General features: G+C 48.7%; 15 protein-coding genes and 2 pseudogenes. 10 read left to right on the plus strand and 7 right to left on the minus strand.

Annotated elements, in window-relative coordinates; translation table 11 throughout:
- Positions 1 to 71: 71 nt before the first annotated feature.
- Together AC6I1V_RS04560 and AC6I1V_RS04565 are read left to right on the plus strand one after the other, a co-directional pair.
- Positions 72 to 2072 carry a capsule polysaccharide biogenesis protein gene (locus AC6I1V_RS04560; RefSeq protein WP_497736905.1) on the plus strand — a complete coding sequence of 667 codons (2001 nt, stop codon included), beginning with the start codon at positions 72 to 74 and terminating at the stop codon, positions 2070 to 2072.
- Positions 2069 to 3274: a capsule polysaccharide biogenesis protein gene (locus AC6I1V_RS04565; RefSeq protein WP_497736906.1), complete on the plus strand. Its 1206-nt coding sequence runs from the start codon at positions 2069 to 2071 to the stop codon at positions 3272 to 3274. Before AC6I1V_RS04560 ends, AC6I1V_RS04565 begins: the two co-directional genes overlap by 4 nt.
- Positions 3275 to 4408: 1134 nt before the next feature.
- Here AC6I1V_RS04565 and AC6I1V_RS04570 read toward each other — a convergent pair.
- Positions 4409 to 4792: a hypothetical protein gene (locus AC6I1V_RS04570; RefSeq protein WP_302551970.1), complete on the minus strand. Its 384-nt coding sequence runs from the start codon at positions 4790 to 4792 to the stop codon at positions 4409 to 4411.
- Between the two features lie 921 nt (positions 4793 to 5713).
- Here AC6I1V_RS04570 and AC6I1V_RS04575 point away from each other — a divergent pair.
- From AC6I1V_RS04575 to AC6I1V_RS04590, 4 genes and pseudogenes are all read left to right on the plus strand, one after another.
- A pseudogene (locus tag AC6I1V_RS04575) lies at positions 5714 to 6198 on the plus strand (DEAD/DEAH box helicase family protein); the annotation flags it as partial.
- Positions 6199 to 6471: 273 nt separating this feature from the next.
- Entirely contained in the window at positions 6472 to 6858 is a 387-nt protein-coding gene (locus tag AC6I1V_RS04580) for a type I restriction enzyme subunit R domain-containing protein (RefSeq protein WP_497737100.1), read from the plus strand.
- Between the two features lie 268 nt (positions 6859 to 7126).
- Positions 7127 to 7690, plus strand: coding sequence for a hypothetical protein (locus tag AC6I1V_RS04585; protein ID WP_497736907.1), 564 nt, complete (start codon positions 7127 to 7129; stop codon positions 7688 to 7690).
- A 75-nt stretch (positions 7691 to 7765) separates the two neighbouring features.
- Entirely contained in the window at positions 7766 to 9856 is a 2091-nt protein-coding gene (locus tag AC6I1V_RS04590) for a GmrSD restriction endonuclease domain-containing protein (RefSeq protein ID WP_497736908.1), read from the plus strand.
- Positions 9857 to 11305: 1449 nt separating this feature from the next.
- Here the strand turns inward: AC6I1V_RS04590 and AC6I1V_RS04595 are convergent.
- Positions 11306 to 11551, minus strand: a complete 246-nt coding sequence (locus tag AC6I1V_RS04595) for a helix-turn-helix domain-containing protein (protein ID WP_486854399.1) — start codon at positions 11549 to 11551, stop codon at positions 11306 to 11308.
- 365 nt (positions 11552 to 11916) lie between these two features.
- Between AC6I1V_RS04595 and AC6I1V_RS04600 the strand changes: the two are divergent.
- Positions 11917 to 12183: pseudogene (locus AC6I1V_RS04600) on the plus strand (phospholipase D-like domain-containing protein); the annotation flags it as partial.
- Between the two features lie 72 nt (positions 12184 to 12255).
- Positions 12256 to 12501 carry a hypothetical protein gene (locus AC6I1V_RS04605; RefSeq protein ID WP_337432085.1) on the plus strand — a complete coding sequence of 82 codons (246 nt, stop codon included), beginning with the start codon at positions 12256 to 12258 and terminating at the stop codon, positions 12499 to 12501.
- A gap of 641 nt (positions 12502 to 13142) precedes the next feature.
- Here the strand turns inward: AC6I1V_RS04605 and AC6I1V_RS04610 are convergent.
- The 5 genes from AC6I1V_RS04610 to AC6I1V_RS04630 form a co-directional block, all read right to left on the minus strand.
- Positions 13143 to 13325 carry a hypothetical protein gene (locus AC6I1V_RS04610; RefSeq protein ID WP_486854398.1) on the minus strand — a complete coding sequence of 61 codons (183 nt, stop codon included), beginning with the start codon at positions 13323 to 13325 and terminating at the stop codon, positions 13143 to 13145.
- A gap of 179 nt (positions 13326 to 13504) precedes the next feature.
- Positions 13505 to 14410 carry a toprim domain-containing protein gene (locus AC6I1V_RS04615; RefSeq protein ID WP_486854397.1) on the minus strand — a complete coding sequence of 302 codons (906 nt, stop codon included), beginning with the start codon at positions 14408 to 14410 and terminating at the stop codon, positions 13505 to 13507.
- A complete protein-coding gene (locus AC6I1V_RS04620) occupies positions 14403 to 14612 on the minus strand; it encodes a helix-turn-helix transcriptional regulator (protein WP_486854396.1) in 210 nt (69 codons plus the stop codon). Before AC6I1V_RS04620 ends, AC6I1V_RS04615 begins: the two co-directional genes overlap by 8 nt.
- A 342-nt stretch (positions 14613 to 14954) precedes the next feature.
- Positions 14955 to 15503 carry a GNAT family N-acetyltransferase gene (locus AC6I1V_RS04625; protein WP_486854395.1) on the minus strand — a complete coding sequence of 183 codons (549 nt, stop codon included), beginning with the start codon at positions 15501 to 15503 and terminating at the stop codon, positions 14955 to 14957.
- 173 nt (positions 15504 to 15676) lie between these two features.
- Positions 15677 to 16825 (minus strand): tyrosine-type recombinase/integrase, encoded by a 1149-nt coding sequence (locus AC6I1V_RS04630; protein ID WP_486854394.1) that lies wholly within the window; start codon positions 16823 to 16825, stop codon positions 15677 to 15679.
- A 433-nt stretch (positions 16826 to 17258) separates the two neighbouring features.
- Between AC6I1V_RS04630 and AC6I1V_RS04635 the strand changes: the two genes are divergently transcribed.
- Positions 17259 to 17492, plus strand: coding sequence for an antitoxin VbhA family protein (locus AC6I1V_RS04635; protein ID WP_178640898.1), 234 nt, complete (start codon positions 17259 to 17261; stop codon positions 17490 to 17492).
- A gap of 61 nt (positions 17493 to 17553) precedes the next feature.
- Positions 17554 to 18654 (plus strand): Fic family protein, encoded by a 1101-nt coding sequence (locus tag AC6I1V_RS04640; protein WP_497736751.1) that lies wholly within the window; start codon positions 17554 to 17556, stop codon positions 18652 to 18654.
- Positions 18655 to 18715 lie beyond the last annotated feature (61 nt).

The following is an 18715-nucleotide window of genomic DNA, read 5'->3' on the forward strand; positions in this document are numbered from 1 at the left end:
ATAATGAAACCAATTTGACGACTGAAAACACTGATCACCATCTTCTGCCCCACTCATGGAAACTTTATCGTTTGACAAACCTGTCTACCTTTCTCGGTAGTTCCATACATTGGGTTTCAGTCCACCGTAACGGATCCTTTTCTTGTGTCCTCGGCTGGGGCCACAAGCCCACAGCGGACAAGGCCCGTCGCTACGCTGCCCGGAATAATCTCCCCTACATCGCGCTTGAGGACGGCTTTCTGCGCTCCCTTGACCTTGGCTGCAAGGGGGCGCAGCCGCTCTCTCTGGTGGTGGACCATACGGGCATCTACTATGACGCCGGAGAACCATCCGATCTGGAGGCTCTTCTCAATGCTTCCGGCTGGGAAACGCCGGAGCTGTTGGATTCCGCCCGGCGCGCCATGCGGGACATCATTCGGCATAATCTGAGCAAGTACAACCACGCTCCCGATGCGCCGCAAGAGCTGTGGGAGACAACACCGGCTCCCCGCGTGCTGGTTCTCGACCAGACGATGGGTGACGCCAGCGTCACGCTAGGCAGCGCGGACGAGGCCACGTTTCGGGCCATGCTGGAAGAAGTCCTGACGGCATACCCGCTTTCCCATGTCCGGGTAAAAACGCATCCTGATGTCATTGCCGGGAAAAAGTGCGGCTATCTTGCCGAGCATGCCGCCGGGCACGGCGTGCGGGTCATTGCGGAAGATTATGCACCGCTCTCCCTGCTGGCCGGGGCGGATGCAGTCTACACGGTCACCTCCCAGATGGGTTTTGAGGCGCTCATGCTCGGCAAGGAAGTCCATTGCTTCGGCATGCCCTTCTATGCCGGGTGGGGACTGACCAGGGACAGGCAGACCTGCCCACGCCGCCAGCGGAAACGGAGCCTTGAGGAAATCTTTGCCGCCGCCTACCTGCTGTATGCCCGCTATGTGAATCCCATACGCGGCGAACGCTGCGACATCCATGACGTCATCGGCCTGCTGGCCGAACAGCGAAAGCAGAATGAGCGCAACCGCCGTTTCCATGCCTGCGTGGGGTTTCCGTGGTGGAAACGGCCCTATGCGCGGGCCTACCTGCACTCCACCGGCGGTGAAACGACATTTTTCCGGGACGAAAAACGGGCCGTCCTTTCGGCATGGGCCAACGGCGGGGAAATCGTCGCATGGTCATCCGGTGTGGATGCATCGCTGCAAAAGGAATGTGACGATGCGGGAGTCACGCTGGCACGCATGGAGGACGGATTCATCCGCTCCGTGGGGCTGGGTTCGGATTTCAACTGGCCCTATTCCCTGGTGGTGGACAGAAAGGGCATTTATTACGATCCTTCCCGGCCCAGCGAACTGGAAGACATCCTCAACGCCATGCCGGAACACCCCGACCGTGCCGCGCTGCTGGAACGCGCCGCCGCCCTGCGCGCCCTGATTCTGGAAAAGGGGCTGACCAAATACAATACCGGCTTCCGCGCCGCTCTGCCGCCAAAGTTTCCGGAAGGAAAAAAGATCGTCCTCGTGCCGGGGCAGGTGGAAGACGACGCCTCCGTGCGCTGCGGCGGCTTCGGCATGGCCAATCTGGATTTGCTGCGGGCCGTGCGGGAAGCCAGGCCGGACGCCTTCATCGTCTATAAGCCCCACCCGGATGTGGAGCGGGGCAACCGCCAGGGTGCGATCCCCGAAACGGAAACCCGGCGTTATGCGGACGCCACACTGCGCGGCTATCCTATGGGCCGCCTGCTTTCCTTGATCCATGAGGTGCATACCCTGACTTCACAGACCGGCTTTGAGGCCCTGTTGCGTGGGGTCAAAGTATGCACCTACGGCGGGCCGTTCTACGCGGGATGGGGGCTGACGGAAGACAAACAATCCTTCCCCCGCCGCAAGGCTCGCCTGAATCTGGATGAACTGGTGGCCGGAGCCTTGCTGCTCTACCCTTCTTATTACGACTGGCAGACGGAAAATTTCTGTCGGGCGGAGGATGCCTGCCGCCGTCTGCTCCAGCCGGACGGCCAGATGCGGGGCCGTGTCTGGGCGCGGCTTGCCTCTGCCGCACGCGGCTTCCTGCGGAGGATGGGACGATGAAAACCCATCTCTTTCTCCAGGGGCCGCACGGCCCCTTTTTTCGGCGTCTTGGGCGGGCGCTGGCCCGTCAGGGGGATACGGTCATCCGCGTCAACTGCTGCGGCGGCGACGTGGTGGACTGGCCCCGGCCCCACACCCGGCTGTTCAGGAAAAAGCCCACGGTCTGGAGCGAATGGATTGCCCGGCTCATGGATAAGGAACAGGTGACGGATCTTCATGTATTCGGGGACTGGCGGCCATTGCACCGGGAAGCCGTCCTGCTGGCCAAAGTCCGGGGTATCCGTATTTGGGCCTATGAGGAAGGCTATCTGCGCCCGGACTATATCACAATGGAACAGGGCGGCGTGAACGGCCTTTCCTCCCTGCCGCACACAAGGGAAGACATGGCGGAACTTGCCGCCCGATGCCCGGACGTTCCTGAAGCCCGGAAAGTCGGTAACCCCCAGGCCGTCAAGACATGGCGGGCCATCGCCCATTATGCGGGAACCATCTTTCTCTGGCCGTTTTTCCGGCACTTTCAGACACACCGCCCACAAAGCGCCAGCCGGGAAGTCTGGGGCTGGTTTCTGCGTGTGTTGAGCCGCCCCGCACGGCGAAAACGTTCCGCTCAGGCCCTTCGGGCCGCGTACCGCTCGCATGCGCCATACTTCCTCTTTCCCCTCCAGCTCGACGCCGACTCTCAGGTCCGCCGTTATTCGCCCTACAGCGGCATGAAGGAGGCCATCGCCTGCGTGCTGACTTCCTTTGCCCGAAGCGCCCCTGCGGATACCCACATCCTCATCCGCAATCATCCTCTGGACAACGGCCTTATCGACTATGCGGGCTTCATTGCCTCATTCGCCGTGGCCTGCGGCATCAGCGACCGGGTACACTTCATCGAGGGCGGCAAGGCGCATCAGATGATGGACAAAAGCCTCGGCGTGGTGGTTCTGAACTCCACCATAGGGATTTCCGCCCTGCGTCAGGGCAAGCCGGTCTACTGCGTGGGCACGTCCATCTACGCCATGCCCGGCCTGGCGGCGAACAGCGCGGAAATGCCGCTGGATGCCTTCTGGAACAATCCTCGTAGCCCGGAAGACATCGTACTGGCGACCTTTGAACGGGTACTCAAGACGCATGCCCTGGTCAACGGAAGTTTTTATACCCAAGAGGGCATCCGCGTGGCCATCAGCGGCATTCTGCAAAGGCTGGACAGTAATTAAGGGAGCACTTGCCAAGCCGTTGGGAGGGCTCCTATAAAATAGGGCCCCGATTCCTGCGTCGACAAAAACTGACGCTGGCACGGCGTGTTACAGCGCCCCGTACGGCTACCACATAGAAATTTTCATGTCCCGCCCCATCGCCAGAGGATCGGAGCCAACCATTAATGCTGTTAGACACTAGAATGGCCTCACAGCCAAGGTGATGGACAGAGCCACAATTAACTGCTTCACAGCAGTGCTCTTTTTCCGACGGAGCTATCACAGCATATAGCTTCATTCCACAGCATGTTGAAAATACAACCTTTTTATCCATTTTTCCGCTGATAGGCTCCATGGTTGGGGGGACTGCTTATTTCTGTTGAGGATGTACCTTAGCTATGTCGCCCTCGTCAATCATCCAGCCGATCGCTTCCTGAATATCAGCTCTTTTCAGGTTGCCCAGAACGTTATGTTGTAAGAGGCGCAACCGAAAGTAGCTATATTTTCTGCGGAGAAGGAATTTTTTGATTCTAGTTGCTACGCTGAAAGCAGCTTTCACAGACGGTGTATTCTGGAAATGATTTCGGCTATTGAGCAACACCTGCACAAAGCAAGCTCTGGTAAGTTCATTACTGGGAGGAAAATATGGTCCCGTCTCGTGGAGTGTGGTGTAAACATTCAGCATATTGCATAGGAGCCAAAATTTCAGAGGGCAACCTTTGTGTCCAAAAACTGGGCAAAAGTTGTGGCTGGTCACTGAGTGGGGGATTGGTTCCAGGTGTTGTGCTATGCGGATGATGTCTGCCATCCTATCATAGTACCGTTACACACTTTGGACTGGTACCTGGGGTGGAGACATGCCATCTGTTATTAGAAATAGGAACTAAACAAATTTCGGAAAGATATTCTCCGAAGAGTGAAGAGTGTGCAACGAGTAAAATTCCTTATAGGTAGCGACACCGGCGTAAAAAAAATCACGCTGTGGGACTCCATGCCGTTGGCCGTATTGCCCCTCAAACGGGATACTGTTTGCAGGTTTAACCGGTGCCAAGAATCGGGCGATATTGTTGATGCCGCGAGTATTTCTTACAATTCCTGAAAGAAATTCCCATCTAGATCAACGATGCCGCAACTTTCTGGATGTTCCATGATCTACTAAAAAAATTTCATCGGTGTATATTTTTCAAGCAGCGTCTTTTCTCTCAATATGGCTAAAAGCTGTTTGAGTTTGGAGCGCAGCTGCCCACCTTCTTTTGAGCCTGTCACTTTACTATTTAATTGACACCGAATACGAACGATTTCTTTCTTCTTTGTTATATTTTCTTCATATATTGTCTGGCGTTTTTGATAGTCAAGTAAAGGCTTAAATATTTTTTCCAATAATTCTTGCATTTCCTTTTTGTGCTGAGGACCTGTTATAGCTACTGGTAAAAATCTAATTAACTTATTTTGCTGATGTTCGGTAAATAACACTTTCCCATGACACGCCGTAGCTAAAGTTGAAATTATGAAAGCAACTGTTATACCAAATCTATCCACATTGCTATTGGCTATTTCAAGATATGCAGAATAAAATGATTCAGGAAAAATAGGTTGTAAGGCTAGGCCGCAGCCAGAGCCAAATTGAAAGCATGCACTCTGTCGGCGTCTCTGCGCTCGTGCATATTAATAAAGCTCACACCTTCATGTACAAACTCCAACGGGCTGATAACACCATAAGTTTTTTTACATTTGCCAAGAACTAATAACTTTTTGCACTGTAACAGCACCGGGTTGATGTTGGTTTTGTATGACATAATAAAGCCAATAGCCCAAGTATAGGTCCTGATGATCTGCTTAACCCATGGACGGTGCTGAGAAGACTCACTTCCAGAGAAAGCGCTGTTTACAATAGGGCATTGTCGCTGGATTTTGGCCAGATATTTTTTCTCACGGCGTCATTCCGTCCTGCTTCAGGCCCACGTATAGAAGCTTTGGAATTTGGGGAGTTAAAATTTTTATTCATGGCGATCAACCCTTCAATTCTTAAACGTAAAAAAGTTATGATACTTCGACAGTAATCTATAATTCCTGAGTTACCAAGTTAGAAAATGAATTAAGATTATCTTTTTATAAGAAAATAGATCAAAGTTTGTGAAAAATATTTGCCCATATCATCCTGTGTCGTCACTGGCGACTGAAGAATTTCAACCTCAGGAGGATATCAAGAACACCACGACACAGGATTTTTTGATCGATTGAAAAAGGAACTCCCCCCTTGTGCCCAGGACGCATATTCATGCCATTACCGGCGGGCTTGTCGCCAACAAGACGGCCGCCAACGAGGATAATCTGGGTGCCGGCCCCACTGAAGGAATTCGTTTCGGGCTTAAGGTGGGTTATCCTAAGCAAGCTCTGATTGGCTCAAAAAAAGGTCAAAGACCTGTGAGCCAAGTGGTCTTTGCCGCCCAAAAGTTGCGCATGTATCCCAAGCTGGGTAATCCCACCGTCATAATCGTCGTGGACCGAATCGATCTGGACACACAGATAACCGCCACGTTCAACGCCACAGATATTCCAATATAGTCGGCACAGATTCCCGGCAAGAATTGCAGCGGCTGCTGGAGGCAGATACTCGCAAAATCATTATTACTACAATTTATAAGTTTGCTGAGACAGATAGCTGCATCAATGACCTTTCAAATATTATCGTTATGGTGGATGAAGCTCATCGCACCCAAGAAGGCAACCTTGACCGCCAGATGCGCCATACTTTGCCCAACGTCTTCCTGTTTGGCCTCACTAGTACGCTTATCAATAAGCGAGATAGAAATGCTTTCTTGGCATTCGGTGCGGAAGAGGACGAGCAAGGCTACATGAACCGGTACTCTTTCCAGGATCCAATACGGGACCGGGCAACGCTTCCTCTCCATTTTGAAGCTGTGGACGTCCAACTGTGTATTGACCGCGCTGCTATTGACGAGACCTATACCAATCTCACGGATACGCTGGAGGATGAAGACCGAGATGATCTGGCAAAACGGGCTGCTAGGATGTCTGTGCTTATCAAGGTACCTGCTCGTGTGTGCGCCATTTGCGAAAACATTGTGCAGTATTTCCAAAGCAAAGTGAAATCCAACGGTTTCAAGGCGCAGGTAATCACCTTTGATCGGGAATGCTGCGTTCTTTATAAGAATATTCTGAATGAGCTCGTTGGTCCTGAAGCCAGCACCATTGTCATGCATACGCATGGCGGTAAATCCGACGATTACGCCAAATGGAAGCTGTCCAAGGATGCGGAAGAAAAGTTACTGGACCGTTTCCGCGATCCCCTTGATCTGCTGAAATTTCTTATTGTGACCTCAAAGCTCCTCACTGATTTTGATGCGCCCATCTTGCAGGTCATGTATTTGGACAAGCCTATGAAGGATCACAATCTCCTTCAGGCTATTTGCAGAACCAACCGCGTCTATGCCGAAAAAACGCATGGCCTTATCGTTGATTACCTCGGTGTATTTGATGAGGTTGGTACGGCGCTCGACTTTGACGACCAGAGTATCAAAAAGTTATCACAAATCTGGAAGAGCTTAAAAAAGTCCTGCCCGAACATGTCGCGAAGTGCCTAGCATTTTTCCCCGGAGTAGACCTCTCTGTGGGAGGCCATGAAGGGCTCATCGCTGCTCAGCAGTGCCTGCCTGATAATGAAAAGCGTGATGCGTTTGCGGCTCAGTATTCCGTGCTCTCTCGTCTCTGGGAAGCTCTGTCACCTGACTCAGTTATTGTTCCCCACACCAATGACTATAGTTGGCTCACCAAAGTCTATGAATCAGTTAAGCCCCCAGTGGGAACGGCAAGCTGCTTTGGCATGCCCTGGGAGCAAAAACTATTGAGCTGGTGCATCAGAACGTCCATCTCGAAACGGTTATTGACGATCTTGAAACTCTGGTGATAGATACTGATGTTCTGGAAGTGTTAACAAGGGATCGAGATCCCAATAAAAAGTCCAAGGAAATTGAAATCAAGCTTGTGGTTCGCCTACGTAAACACCAGCACAATCTTGTTTTTATCGCTCTCAGTGAACGGCTTGAACAACTGAAAACACGCCACGAACAAGGACTTCTACACAGTATCGATTTCCTGAAAGTACTGCTTGATTTGGCCAGAGAAACGGTGATGACCGAAAAAGAAGTTGATCCTGCTGATGAACAGAACAAAGCCAAGGTGGCCCTGACCGAGCTTTTTTCTGAAGTCAAAAACGGCGATACCCCCACCATTGTTGAACGTATTGTGACTGAGATTGATAAAATCGTGCGCCTGGTTAGGTTCCTTGGCTGGCAGGGAACGGCGGGTGAACGCGAAGTGCAGAAAGCACTGCGTAAAGTTATCTACGTTAAGTATCAAATCAAAGATCAAGAGCTGTTCGATAAAGCTTATGGGTATGTGAAACAGTATTATTAAGAGCTCTAGGCAGTGGTTCCTTTTGGGAGTGTATCTGCAATCTGCTAACAGAAAATTTCCGGGAGAGTGTGCTCCATGAAGGCAAAAGAAACACGCGTTTTGGATTTCATTAACAATGCCCCACAGTTCGTTATTCCCATATACCAGCGAAATTATTCCTGGACTGAGCAGCAATGCCGCCAGCTATGGAATGACATTCTCCGAGCCGGTAGCAGTGAGGATATCACTGGGCACTTCATTGGTTCCATTGTCTACGTAGAGGAAGGGCTCTCCAATGTATCCCTCAAGTCACCTCTATTGGTTATTGACGGCCAACAACGGCTCACCACGGTAACCTTGTTGCTGGCAGCTCTGGCGGATACACTGGGCGATGAAGAGCCTGTAGAAGGCTTCAGCAAAGAAAAAATTCTCTATTATTACCTGCTGAATCACCTGGAAAAAGGAGACAGGCATTATAAACTGTTATTGTCACAAACCGATAGAAACAGCCTGCTCCATATTCTTGGAGCGCCGGCCCCCCAGGAACCGTCGTTAGCCATTACGGAAAATTCTAAGCTTTTTAAAGAGCTACTGGCAAGTTGCACCGACCTTACCGTCGTATGCAAAGGCATGACAAAGCTCCTTGTTGTAGATATTGCCCTCAACCGCGATCATGATAACCCCCAGCTGATCTTTGAAAGCATGAATTCCACTGGCCTCGCGCTCAGCCAGGCGGATCTCATCCGGAATTATTTACTCATGGGATTGGGGACAGTGCAACAAAGCGACTTATATGAAAGATATTGGCGCCCCATGGAACTCTCTTTTGGCCAAGCTGCCTATCAGGAACATTTTGATGGATTTATGCGGCATTACCTGACCACAAAAACAGGCGATATTCCCCGTTTTGACCAAGTGTATACTGCTTTTAAGAAATATGCCCAGCAAGCGTCTATGGCTGAGAGAGGCATTGAGTTCCTCGTTGCCGATTTATACGCCTACGCGGGCTATTACTGCAATATGGTTTTGGGAGGAGAGCCAGATAAGGCCTTGCGCCAAGCCTTTATTGACCTGCGGGAACTCAAGGCGGATGTCGCTTATCCTCTCCTTTTGGAGTGGTATCATGACTACGCAACCGGTTTGTGGGGCAAAGAGGATCTGCTTGCGGCAACCCGTCTTATTGAAAGCTATGTTTTCCGACGGGCAGCCTGCGCAATACCAACGAACTCATTGAACAAGACTTTTACTACTTTTTCTCGGAGCGTGAACAAAGAGCGATACTTGGAAAGCGTCAAAGCAACCTTCGCGCTACTTACCTCGTATCGGCGTTTTCCTGATGATGAGGAGTTTAAGCGCGAACTCCAAGTGCGAAATCTGTATACCAATCGCTTACGCAGTTACTGGCCCCGGCGCATGGAAAATTACGACCGAAAAGAGCGGGTGCCGGTGGAAGAATACACCATTGAACACATCATGCCTCAGAACAAGGACCTTTCTGCAAAATGGCGTGAAGCTTTGGGGGAAGACTGGCAACGCATCCAAGAACAATGGCTGCATACATTGGGCAATTTAACGCTGACCGGCTATAATTCCGAATACAGTGACAGGCCGTTTGAAGAAAAAAGGGATATGGCTGGAGGCTTCAGGGAAAGCCCTCTGCGCCTGAATGCGGGACTGGGAGCGGAAGTCGTTTGGAATGAAGATGCGATAAAAAGGCGAGCAACGAAACTTTCTGATTTGGCTTCAAAAGTATGGGCGTATCCCAAACTTGAACCTGATACCCTGGAGCGCTATCGGCCGCAAGTTTTGCAGACAGCCACTGGCTACTCTCTCGAAGATTACTCCTATCTACAAAATTCTGAGGCCAGAGAGCTTTTTGAAATGCTGCGTCGAGAAGTCCTTGCACTGGATTCAGTTGTTTCCGAAGAAATATTGAAGCGATACATCGCGTTCAAGGCCGAAACCAATTTTGTGGATGTGGTCCCACAGGCCAAGCGCCTCCGTCTTTCATTAAATATGAAGTATCACGACCTCATCGATCCCCGAGAAATGTGCCGGGATATCACAAATGTCGGCCGCTGGGGTAATGGGGACGTGGAGGTTTTCTTCTCCAATCCCGAAGAGCTGCCTTACATTATGAGTCTGATAAGACAGGCTTTTGAGGTGCAGATGGGAGAAAATAATTAGATCAGCGCCAGTTTACCTATTGGGACTCTTCCAATCTTACTCTGCCATTCAGGTAGAGCAAGATTGGAAGAATCCTGTAACATTTTATTATGATTTAGTGCCAAAAACTCAAAAGTCATCGTTAATGTCCAAAGTCTTATAAAGCTGTCCGCATGGTCCCGAAGCTAAGTCTACAAGAAACTCACGATCCGTTTCGCCTTTAAGAAAATAGAGTATACAACAAGCTGCAATTTGTACAGAATATACAACAGAGATTCCTCAGCTACTGTTTAATGTGTATTAGGGCATAGTCATGAGCAATCTCATAACTGTCAGTCCATGAAGGTGAATCAATGTTATGGTCATCATCCTCTTTGGTTGATGAATACGAAGCTTTTATTACCGCTCCACGGTATAGCGTGTAGATAACTTTATTGTCTGGGGGTGGAGCCAATCCTTTAAGACGATTCCTATCAATATAAAATAAATTTGGATATATCCATGTGTAGTTCATTCTTCCTTTTTTGAATTAAATCCCCAAAATACTGCAACAATGTATTCTTTATATACACTATTCTTTTGAAGAATAGTTATGTTAACAGTAATAATATTCATTAATGCTTAAAAATTCAAATTGCCGCTCAGGAAAAATTTTTAAAGCCCATGGTAGTCCTTGTTCTCAATATAACATTCTTGCTGATTTCTATAATACCAGTGGGATAAAATCAAAATGAAAAATTGGTTCTTTTCGAATCGGTCGACCAATGGATCATCACTCAGTTCAATATAAATTTCAGGTGAAATAGATTTCTTACCGAATTCATCATCGGTTGAAATGAAAAGTTCATGCTCATGATTTGCATCGGTATAGAAAAGAATATTCCCTTTTCTTACATTAATCCTGTATACTTTTACATCTTTATATTTAAATGAGTGTTGTACTTTAAGGCAAACCCAAGAGCTGAATTATAGCTGTCAGTCCAAGATTACCAATACACATTTTCCTCATCTTCGCATTCTGCAGTACTCCGATAAAGAGTATATACTTCTTGATCATAGGATATGGGTGACAATTTCTGAAATTTATTAATACTGCAGTACAAAAATAGTTCAGAAATAAACTTTTTATTTATGTTTGTTTCAATATGGTTCAATCTTGAATAAGCAAAAATGAAACAGAGTTCTAAAATATTGTCTCTTGAAAAGATTCCAAATTGTAATAAATTTGATGTTAGTATTATGATCCTCAAGATCATTCAAAATGCCAAATACACTAATGACAGAACGATATCTCTCAAGCTCTGCTCTGGTACAGGATTTTTTAATGCTTCAAGATCGGCGTTAATTTGCCATAAATCTATCATTTGTTTCACTTGGAGTTGACGTTTGCCTGCATCACTCTCACCGTATTAGCGGCCAGTTCCACAAGCGCTTCTTGCCCGTCCACAGAAAGCGTTTTTAATATGTCGGCTATAGTAACCACCCGCTCTTCTGTAGCTTCATTGTGAGTGCGAAACAGGTAGGGCTACATTGTAGAGTATCAGCGATATCTTGTAGTCGCCCCATCTTCGGCGCGATTCGGCCTTTCTCCATTCTTGCCATTGCATCTTGGCTTATCTCCAACCGCTCCGCGAGTTCCTTCTGACTGAGGCCAAGCCTCCGTCGCCTATCGGGTATATTTTCACCAACAATCAAAGCAAGTTTGTTTTCGACCATCAAATCCTCTCATGAGTTTCTGCAACCCTGTATAATCTCATGAATTGGATTGGGCCCGAACAAACTATTAGATTTATCGATTTAAAAGTCTTATTTATGTAAGCTGTCATCCTGCATGCGGGAGGATGACAACCGTGCGTAGCTATAAGAGAACTCTCTACCGGATAGTGCTACCGCTTTTGGGGCTGTGTTTCATCATAGTGTCAAACGCGAATGCCAAAACGGATTCCCACCCAGAAGTAGCTTTTCCCCACACGGAGAAGCTCTTCATCTCATTTTGAAAGGCATAGATTCCGCATAAACCGAGATACAGGTAGAGCCGGATACTCCTTTACTAGCAAGCCAATAGCGGGGCCTTACAGACTGCGTACAAGTACGGAGTGGCTGTGCTCGTGGTGGTAGACGCGAAAAGCAACAGCAGAAGGTACTCAACGGCACTCTTTCTTGCCAATCATAATATACCTGTGAGGAAAAACGGCAATTACGCCATCATGCACCACAAATTCATGGTTATCGACAACAAGCATGTGCAGACGGTCAGCTTCAACTACAGCGCGGCGACTGTCTCACGAAATGCGGAAAATGTCTTGATGCTCTGGAATATGTCCGAACTTGCTCAAGTATATGCGTAGGAATGGCAACGATTATGGAAAGAAGCTATGTCCTTACCACCGTCATATTGATTTTTTGAGGAAGAACATCCCATGAAGACTATTGCGAAAAGTATCCTGGCACTATGCGTGTTATTGTTATTCTGCGTGCCTGTGAAGGCGGCGGAACCGTTTTCATGCTGGTTTGATTCCTATTTTACCGGAGAGTTGGAAAGCGCGGAGAAAATGTCGGAAGGGTATCGTATTGAACATCTGGCCAGCGGCGGCATCATGGAATATCTCATACCTAAGAATGCGCCAGAATATAACGCTACGCTGTTGTTCATCCAAAAAACGTAAAAAGCCACTTACCCACCGGAGGGAACATTTCTGCTGAACAACAATGCAATTTGCGGTTTCACGCCTTTGTTCAGAAATGAGGTTGTCGTTAAATCACACAGGCGCGACGGTGACAGGTACATTCTCTCTGTCTGCATCGATGAAACGTCAAATTGCTACACCTTACGCATCCGTGCCGGAAATTCCCTATCCGACAGCGCCGAGAGCGTCATCAACACAATAACATCCGGACTGTCAGGAGTTGAGTTCAACAATAACTATGAAATCATGGGAACATACAACCTTAACGGCTCCATGCACTCCCCTCGAAAAGCTCCCCGTAATAATTTCGGTGAACGGTTCGGGGACAGAGTGTGTACCGACAACAAGGAATGGAGCGATCCGAGATACGGACTGTCATTCAAGCCACGGCAGCTACAATCATGATGTAAGGGAGAATGGTATGAAGCGTCTTTTCCGCTGCATAATTGTTTCGGTTGTTGTATTTTTATCGTGCGGTTCTGCCGTAGCCCAAGACCTAAACAGGGTCATGTGGGAGGAAGGAGTTCTGTTCGGAAGATTTTCCGTTTGCTTTACCGGGATCAGTAATCTTCGGGCGCACATTCACTGATGCCTATATTCGTTGGTATTAGGCCAACAACCTAGGCATCGACATGAAGGTTCCCGTTTCCATGTTCGATAACGGTCTTCATGCCGGGGTTGCCGAACAGCAAAAATTGGGCGCGGAAGAATGTGATACCGTATATCAGCGCATCAGCCATATTGGGCAGGTTGTAGGAGTTCGGATTCCCGACAGTCCAGCGCAACCTCAATCTTCCAACCATAATTCCGCAGGTAGCGCGGTACAATCAGCAAGCGCAGCCCCTATCCTTCTCTGGCACTTCAATACAGGTTGGACGCAAGGAATGTACTCCTACCAACTGACCTTTGACGGTCAGGGAGTTTTCTTTGAAAGCGCAACCAACGTTGAAAAGCTCTTTTTGTCAGTAGATGTCTTTGACGATCAGGACAACAGGCTAGCCTCCAATACTCTGTTTACGAGCCTTTTGCGAACGGCTTCAATGCCTTCAATCTGGTGAAGAGCATTGAAGTCAGTGCCGTTGTCATTGGTGAAGTTGGGAAACACAAGTTGTGCGTTTTCGGCCTGAGCTGCTTCCTCGCTTTTCTTGCTCCCGGCTTCGTCATTGTCGCCGCAAATAATGATTGTCTTGTCCGGAAACCGTTCTTTTGTGGTCTTGGCAACTGTTGCAAGATTGTTTACGGAGAAAGCTACATAGACCACCCAGCCTGTGGCAAGATGGATGCTTGCACCAGTGACAAAGCCCTCGTAAACAGCAACGAGCTTTTCCGGCTGTCCCTGAATGATGAATTGTCCTCCAGATACCTTGCCGCCCACGAGAAAACGCTTTGTTCCATCAGGATAGATGCGTTGCAGGCTTTGCAAATTATTTGCGGTATCCAGAACAGGAACAAGCAACACACCGTCCCGCGCCTGCCGTATACCTTCAAAAGCTGTAATGCCCTTGCGACGCAGATAGGGATGGTTGGCATCGCACACTCGTGCCGAACTCCACTCCTGTCTGGCCTGTTGAGCTGCTTCAACGTGACGTTTGGTACATTCCGTTTCGCGTTGCCGCTGTATGGACTGTTGACGTTCCCGCCATGCGGACATTTCCTCAACCGAAAGCGTCTGCTTTTCTTCAGCGCAGAACGTGCCTTGATCGTCGGTTTCCCAGTTGCACCACCAGAGAGTGGCCGATTTGTCCAGATGGGCAATGTACGCGCCGTTCTGCTTGCGGGGCTTGCCTTCTGTGGGACAGCGGTGAAGAGTGCCGTCCGCGAGGATTGCTTCAGGGATAAGACCATGCTGAGCAAGCACGTCATGGAAAGTATGGAGAAGATCATTCATGGTCTTCTCCTTCCTTTCCGATACGTTCAATAAATGCCCTGATGTCCTCGGCGCGCCATACTGTGGTGCGCAGACCGATTTTTACAGGCTTGGGATAGCGTCTGGTTGCGCAGCCTTTCCACCATGCACTCTTGCTGATGGGAAAGAGTTCCAGAACTTGCGGAAGCCGAAGAAAACCAGTGGAAGGAATATCAGTCGCCATAGCGATAACTCCGTATGTAGTTGGTGATTACGGAGTGCTATAGCACATTTATTCAATTAATCCACAATGTTGATACAGTACGATACCGTGTGATGCAGTTCGATACAGTCCAATACAGTTTGATATGGATGTATGAAAAAGGGGAAATTTTCAGAAAAATTTTATGGTAGCCAATTTTTTGAGACAAATTGAATAGTTCTTGGCTTCAAGCAGTGAAGTGCCCAAATTCCCTACCACTCAAAGAGAACAGTAGGATAACAATCGGTACCGTTTAGACCATCAATAGCATGAGGAATTAATTATATAACTATACATAAATTATGGGGTATATCAAAAGTAAACTTAATATGAATTGAACCATTCATGTGATAAGATCGACATTAAAATAATATCATTGTAGCCGTTTTCAGATTTTATCGCTTCTCGTAAAACCCCTTCCTGCTTGAATCCACATTTTATATATGCAGCTTTGGCTCTTAAATTAAATGAAAAAACCTCAAGCGATAAACGATGAAGCATCAAATTGTTGAATGCGAAAGCACATGCCTGTTTAATAGCCCATGCCCCTAACCCCTGATTACGATAATTATCTTTAAAAATTGCAATCCTAAAATTTGCATGTTTATGATAGAAATCAATTTCATTTATTACAGTTTCACCTATAATACTATTATCTTGGGATAGTATAAAAAATAAATATTTATCATTAGATTCTATATAACTTTTAACAAAACTACATATTTCATTTTTTGTAATTTTATCTTTACATCCTGTGAGGCGTATTAATTCTTTATCCAATGGAGTATAATTGATATAATATTTTTCAATATCATCAATTTCAGCCATTCTTAATATATAACCATTCATTTCACTTATATAATTATCCACCATTATAGAGCCTCAAAAATATATTTTATTTGACTTCAAGCCCCCGGCCCAGGTCCGGGGGCTAAACAACACTATATCTATAGTCGTTTAGTTCACGACACCTTCGCGCAATTCGTCCAGATAATCAGCCCATCTCTGAAGTAATTCTCGGCGTTTATCCAGATATGACGCATGGTTTACGCATCACGAACGGTATTTTGTTCCTTGTGGGCAAGCTGGGCCTCAATGATGTCGCCGTCAAAGCCCCATTCCAGTTTCTTTTCATTCAGGATGGTGGAGAACATGGCGCGGAAACCGTGAATGGTCATTTCTTCCTTGCTGAAGCCCATTCGGCGGATACCGTTCAACAGCGCCATGTCGGAAATGCACTGTGAAGCTGAATGACGTCCGGGAAAGCACAGTTCGCCGGTGCCGGTAAGCAGGTGCAGTTCCCGGAAAAGTCTGACCGCCTGAGTGGGCAAGGGCACGGCATGGGCAATGCGCATCTTCATGCCGCCGCCGTCTTTGGCATTTTCCCTTCTGGCGGCTGGCACAATCCAGAGCGCCTTGTCCAGATCAATCTCAGACCAGCGTCCGCCGCGAAGCTCGGCACTCCGCAATGCCAGATAGGGCAGAATCTTGAGTGCATAACCGACAACGGCTCCGCCCTGATATTCGTCGATGCAGCGCAGGAGATGACCGACAGCGACGGGATCGGTGATGGTGGCGTAATGCTTTGTCTGGATTGGCTTGAGGACTTCCTTGAGGCCGTCAGCCGGGTTGAAGACGATATAGCCACAGGTGCGGGCAAAACGGCAGATCTGTCCGGCGGTTTCGGCCAGCTTGTGTGCTGTGACCGAATGACCTGCGGCTTCCACCGGCCTGATTGCGCCGAGAATATCGGTTGGCACAAGTTTGCTGATGGGCTTATCGCCAATCCGTTCATTGAGCAGGGAAATGAGCCACTGTTTTTTCTTAATATTGGCTGCCGCGTAGGAATCCTGCCTGGTGGCGAACCATTCCTGAGCGACAACGGCAAAGGTCAGCGCCTGTTCACGCGCCGCCGCTTCGGCTTCTTCCTTGACAGCCTTTTTCTGAGCGCCGGGGTCAATGTCGTTGGCAAGCAGTTCCTTGGCCTTGTCGCGCTTGCGGCGGGCATCTTTCAGGGAGACGGCGGGGTACGCGCCAAAGCTGAGCGTTTTTCTTTTTCCGGCATAGCGGTAATCCATGCGCCATAATTTTCCGCCGAAAGCGGAGAGGTAGAGATACAAGCCTTCAGAGTCGGCCAGTTTTGCCGGAGTACCGTCGGACTTCAAATTTCTGAGCATGGTGTCAGTCAGTGGCATGACTAAAATCCTTTGTTGGCAATGGGTTGCAGGGTGATGGTATTTTTCGGGTCTTGTTTCCTCCATGTCGGCTCATACAGCTGCAAATACCATCATTTTTGTTAGTTCTCCCCGTTTTTCACGACACCTCGCTGGACATACCATTGCCAAAAAAGCGAAGTCCCGCAAGGCGTTTTGCACCTTACGGGACTTGATTGGATTCTTACTTGGTGCGAAGGGGAGAACAGATTATGAATGTATTTATTTGTTTTTATTGAAGTAAAAAATATAAAAATTTTTCATACCAACGTCCATACCAACAAACTGGAATTATTATCGGAGTTCTGGTCTGAGCCCCCTTGTTCAGAGTCTTGCGCTACAGGGCTTTGTCTCTCTCTTGTCGCCTCAAATTCCGCCTGTTATGATGGGGAACAAGCGCCAGGAAGCTGTAAAAATGTCTTATACTCCCATATTCATAGACCGTGAAGCCCTGACTATTATGGGCGTCCCCTTTCCCTCACTGGAAGCTTGGGAAAGTGCGGCGGCGGCCATCGGTTCAAATATGTTCGAGGGCTATGAGCCAACCAGGCGGGGTATTGAGATCATCAGCGTCTATATGACCGATAAAATCAGCTTTGATACGTTTATTCGAGCGGCAGTGGATAAAGCGTATGCGGAAGAGCATTGAACGAAGCAGCCAGAAACAGGGGTTACCACAGCCTCTCCTTGCTTCGGATGAAATTGGATGAATGATCGGCTTGACGAAATGGATGTTTTTGGGTGAATTTGTGGATATGCTTACGGTGGATACCCTGAACATCACCCCGGAGATGCTCCGGCTTATCGCCCAGATTGACGAATTCAAGGGCGCATGGAAGGCGTTGGGCACTCTGGCTCCGGAACGGCTTACCGCGTTGCGCCGGGTGGCCACCATCGAAAGCGTAGGATCCTCCACGCGTATTGAAGGCAGCAAACTTTCTGACCGCCAGGTGGAAAGCCTGCTGGCGAGGCTCTCCATCCATACCTTTGCCTCGCGCGATGAGCAGGAAGTGGCTGGGTACGCGGAAACCATGGAGCAGATTTTTCAGTCGTGGGAGCATATTCCCTTGACAGAAAATCATATCCACCAACTTCACCGGGACTTGCTCCGCCACAGCGACAAAGACGAGCGCCACCGGGGTCAGTATAAACATGCTCCCAACAGTGTGGCCGCTTTCGATGCTCACGGGCGACAAATAGGCATTGTCTTTGAAACCGCCTCGCCCTTTGACACGCCCCGGCTCATGCAGGAGCTTGTGGAGTGGACAAATGCCGCGTTTGACGCACGGGAGCTTCACCCCTTGCTCATTATCGGCATGTTTGCCGTATGCTTCTTGGCCATTCATCCCTTTCAGGACGGCAACGGCAGACTCTCCCGCATTCTGACCACACTTTTGCTGCTTCGGTGCGGGTATGTCTATACGCCCTACAGTTCATTGGAAAGCGTCATAGAGAACAGCAAAGAGGGCTATTATCTCGCCTTGCGACAAACACAGACGAGCCTCCGAACGGATTCGCCAGACTGGCAGCCTTGGCTGCTTTTCTTCCTCCGGGCCTTGCACCAGCAGATGAAGCGTCTTGAAAGGAAGATGGAGCAGGAGCATATTGTTATGGCCGCCCTGCCGGAACTTTCTTTGAAAATTCTGGACTATGCCCGTGAGCATGGACGTGTGACGGTGAAGGACATGGTCACTCTTACTGGAGTGAGTCGGAATACACTGAAAGAGCATTTTCGCAAGCTGCTGGCCAGTGGACAACTTGCCATGCAAGGGAAGGGTCGTGGAGCGTGGTATGCATATACGCGAATCTAATGCTGGTAGGCAGGTCAAATCCCGCTTTGAGGGAATAACTTCTCATTCTTGCTGTCATGAA

The organism is Bilophila sp. T19-St14 (assembly GCF_059728385.1).

What these genes read in the sequence shown, in the direction of transcription:
- AC6I1V_RS04590 (WP_497736908.1), top strand. Translation starts at nt 7,766, where the DNA reads ATGAAGGCAAAAGAAACACGCGTTTTGGATTTCATTAACAATGCCCCA.
- AC6I1V_RS04565 (WP_497736906.1), top strand. Translation starts at nt 2,069, where the DNA reads ATGAAAACCCATCTCTTTCTCCAGGGGCCGCACGGCCCCTTTTTTCGG.
- AC6I1V_RS04640 (WP_497736751.1), top strand. Translation starts at nt 17,554, where the DNA reads ATGATCGGCTTGACGAAATGGATGTTTTTGGGTGAATTTGTGGATATG.
- AC6I1V_RS04610 (WP_486854398.1), bottom strand. Translation starts at nt 13,325, where the DNA reads ATGGTTGGAAGATTGAGGTTGCGCTGGACTGTCGGGAATCCGAACTCC.
- AC6I1V_RS04595 (WP_486854399.1), bottom strand. Translation starts at nt 11,551, where the DNA reads ATGGTCGAAAACAAACTTGCTTTGATTGTTGGTGAAAATATACCCGAT.
- AC6I1V_RS04635 (WP_178640898.1), top strand. Translation starts at nt 17,259, where the DNA reads ATGTCTTATACTCCCATATTCATAGACCGTGAAGCCCTGACTATTATG.
- AC6I1V_RS04605 (WP_337432085.1), top strand. Translation starts at nt 12,256, where the DNA reads ATGAAGACTATTGCGAAAAGTATCCTGGCACTATGCGTGTTATTGTTA.
- AC6I1V_RS04620 (WP_486854396.1), bottom strand. Translation starts at nt 14,612, where the DNA reads ATGGCGACTGATATTCCTTCCACTGGTTTTCTTCGGCTTCCGCAAGTT.
- AC6I1V_RS04625 (WP_486854395.1), bottom strand. Translation starts at nt 15,503, where the DNA reads ATGGTGGATAATTATATAAGTGAAATGAATGGTTATATATTAAGAATG.
- AC6I1V_RS04615 (WP_486854397.1), bottom strand. Translation starts at nt 14,410, where the DNA reads ATGAATGATCTTCTCCATACTTTCCATGACGTGCTTGCTCAGCATGGT.
- AC6I1V_RS04580 (WP_497737100.1), top strand. Translation starts at nt 6,472, where the DNA reads ATGCATACGCATGGCGGTAAATCCGACGATTACGCCAAATGGAAGCTG.
- AC6I1V_RS04630 (WP_486854394.1), bottom strand. Translation starts at nt 16,825, where the DNA reads ATGCCACTGACTGACACCATGCTCAGAAATTTGAAGTCCGACGGTACT.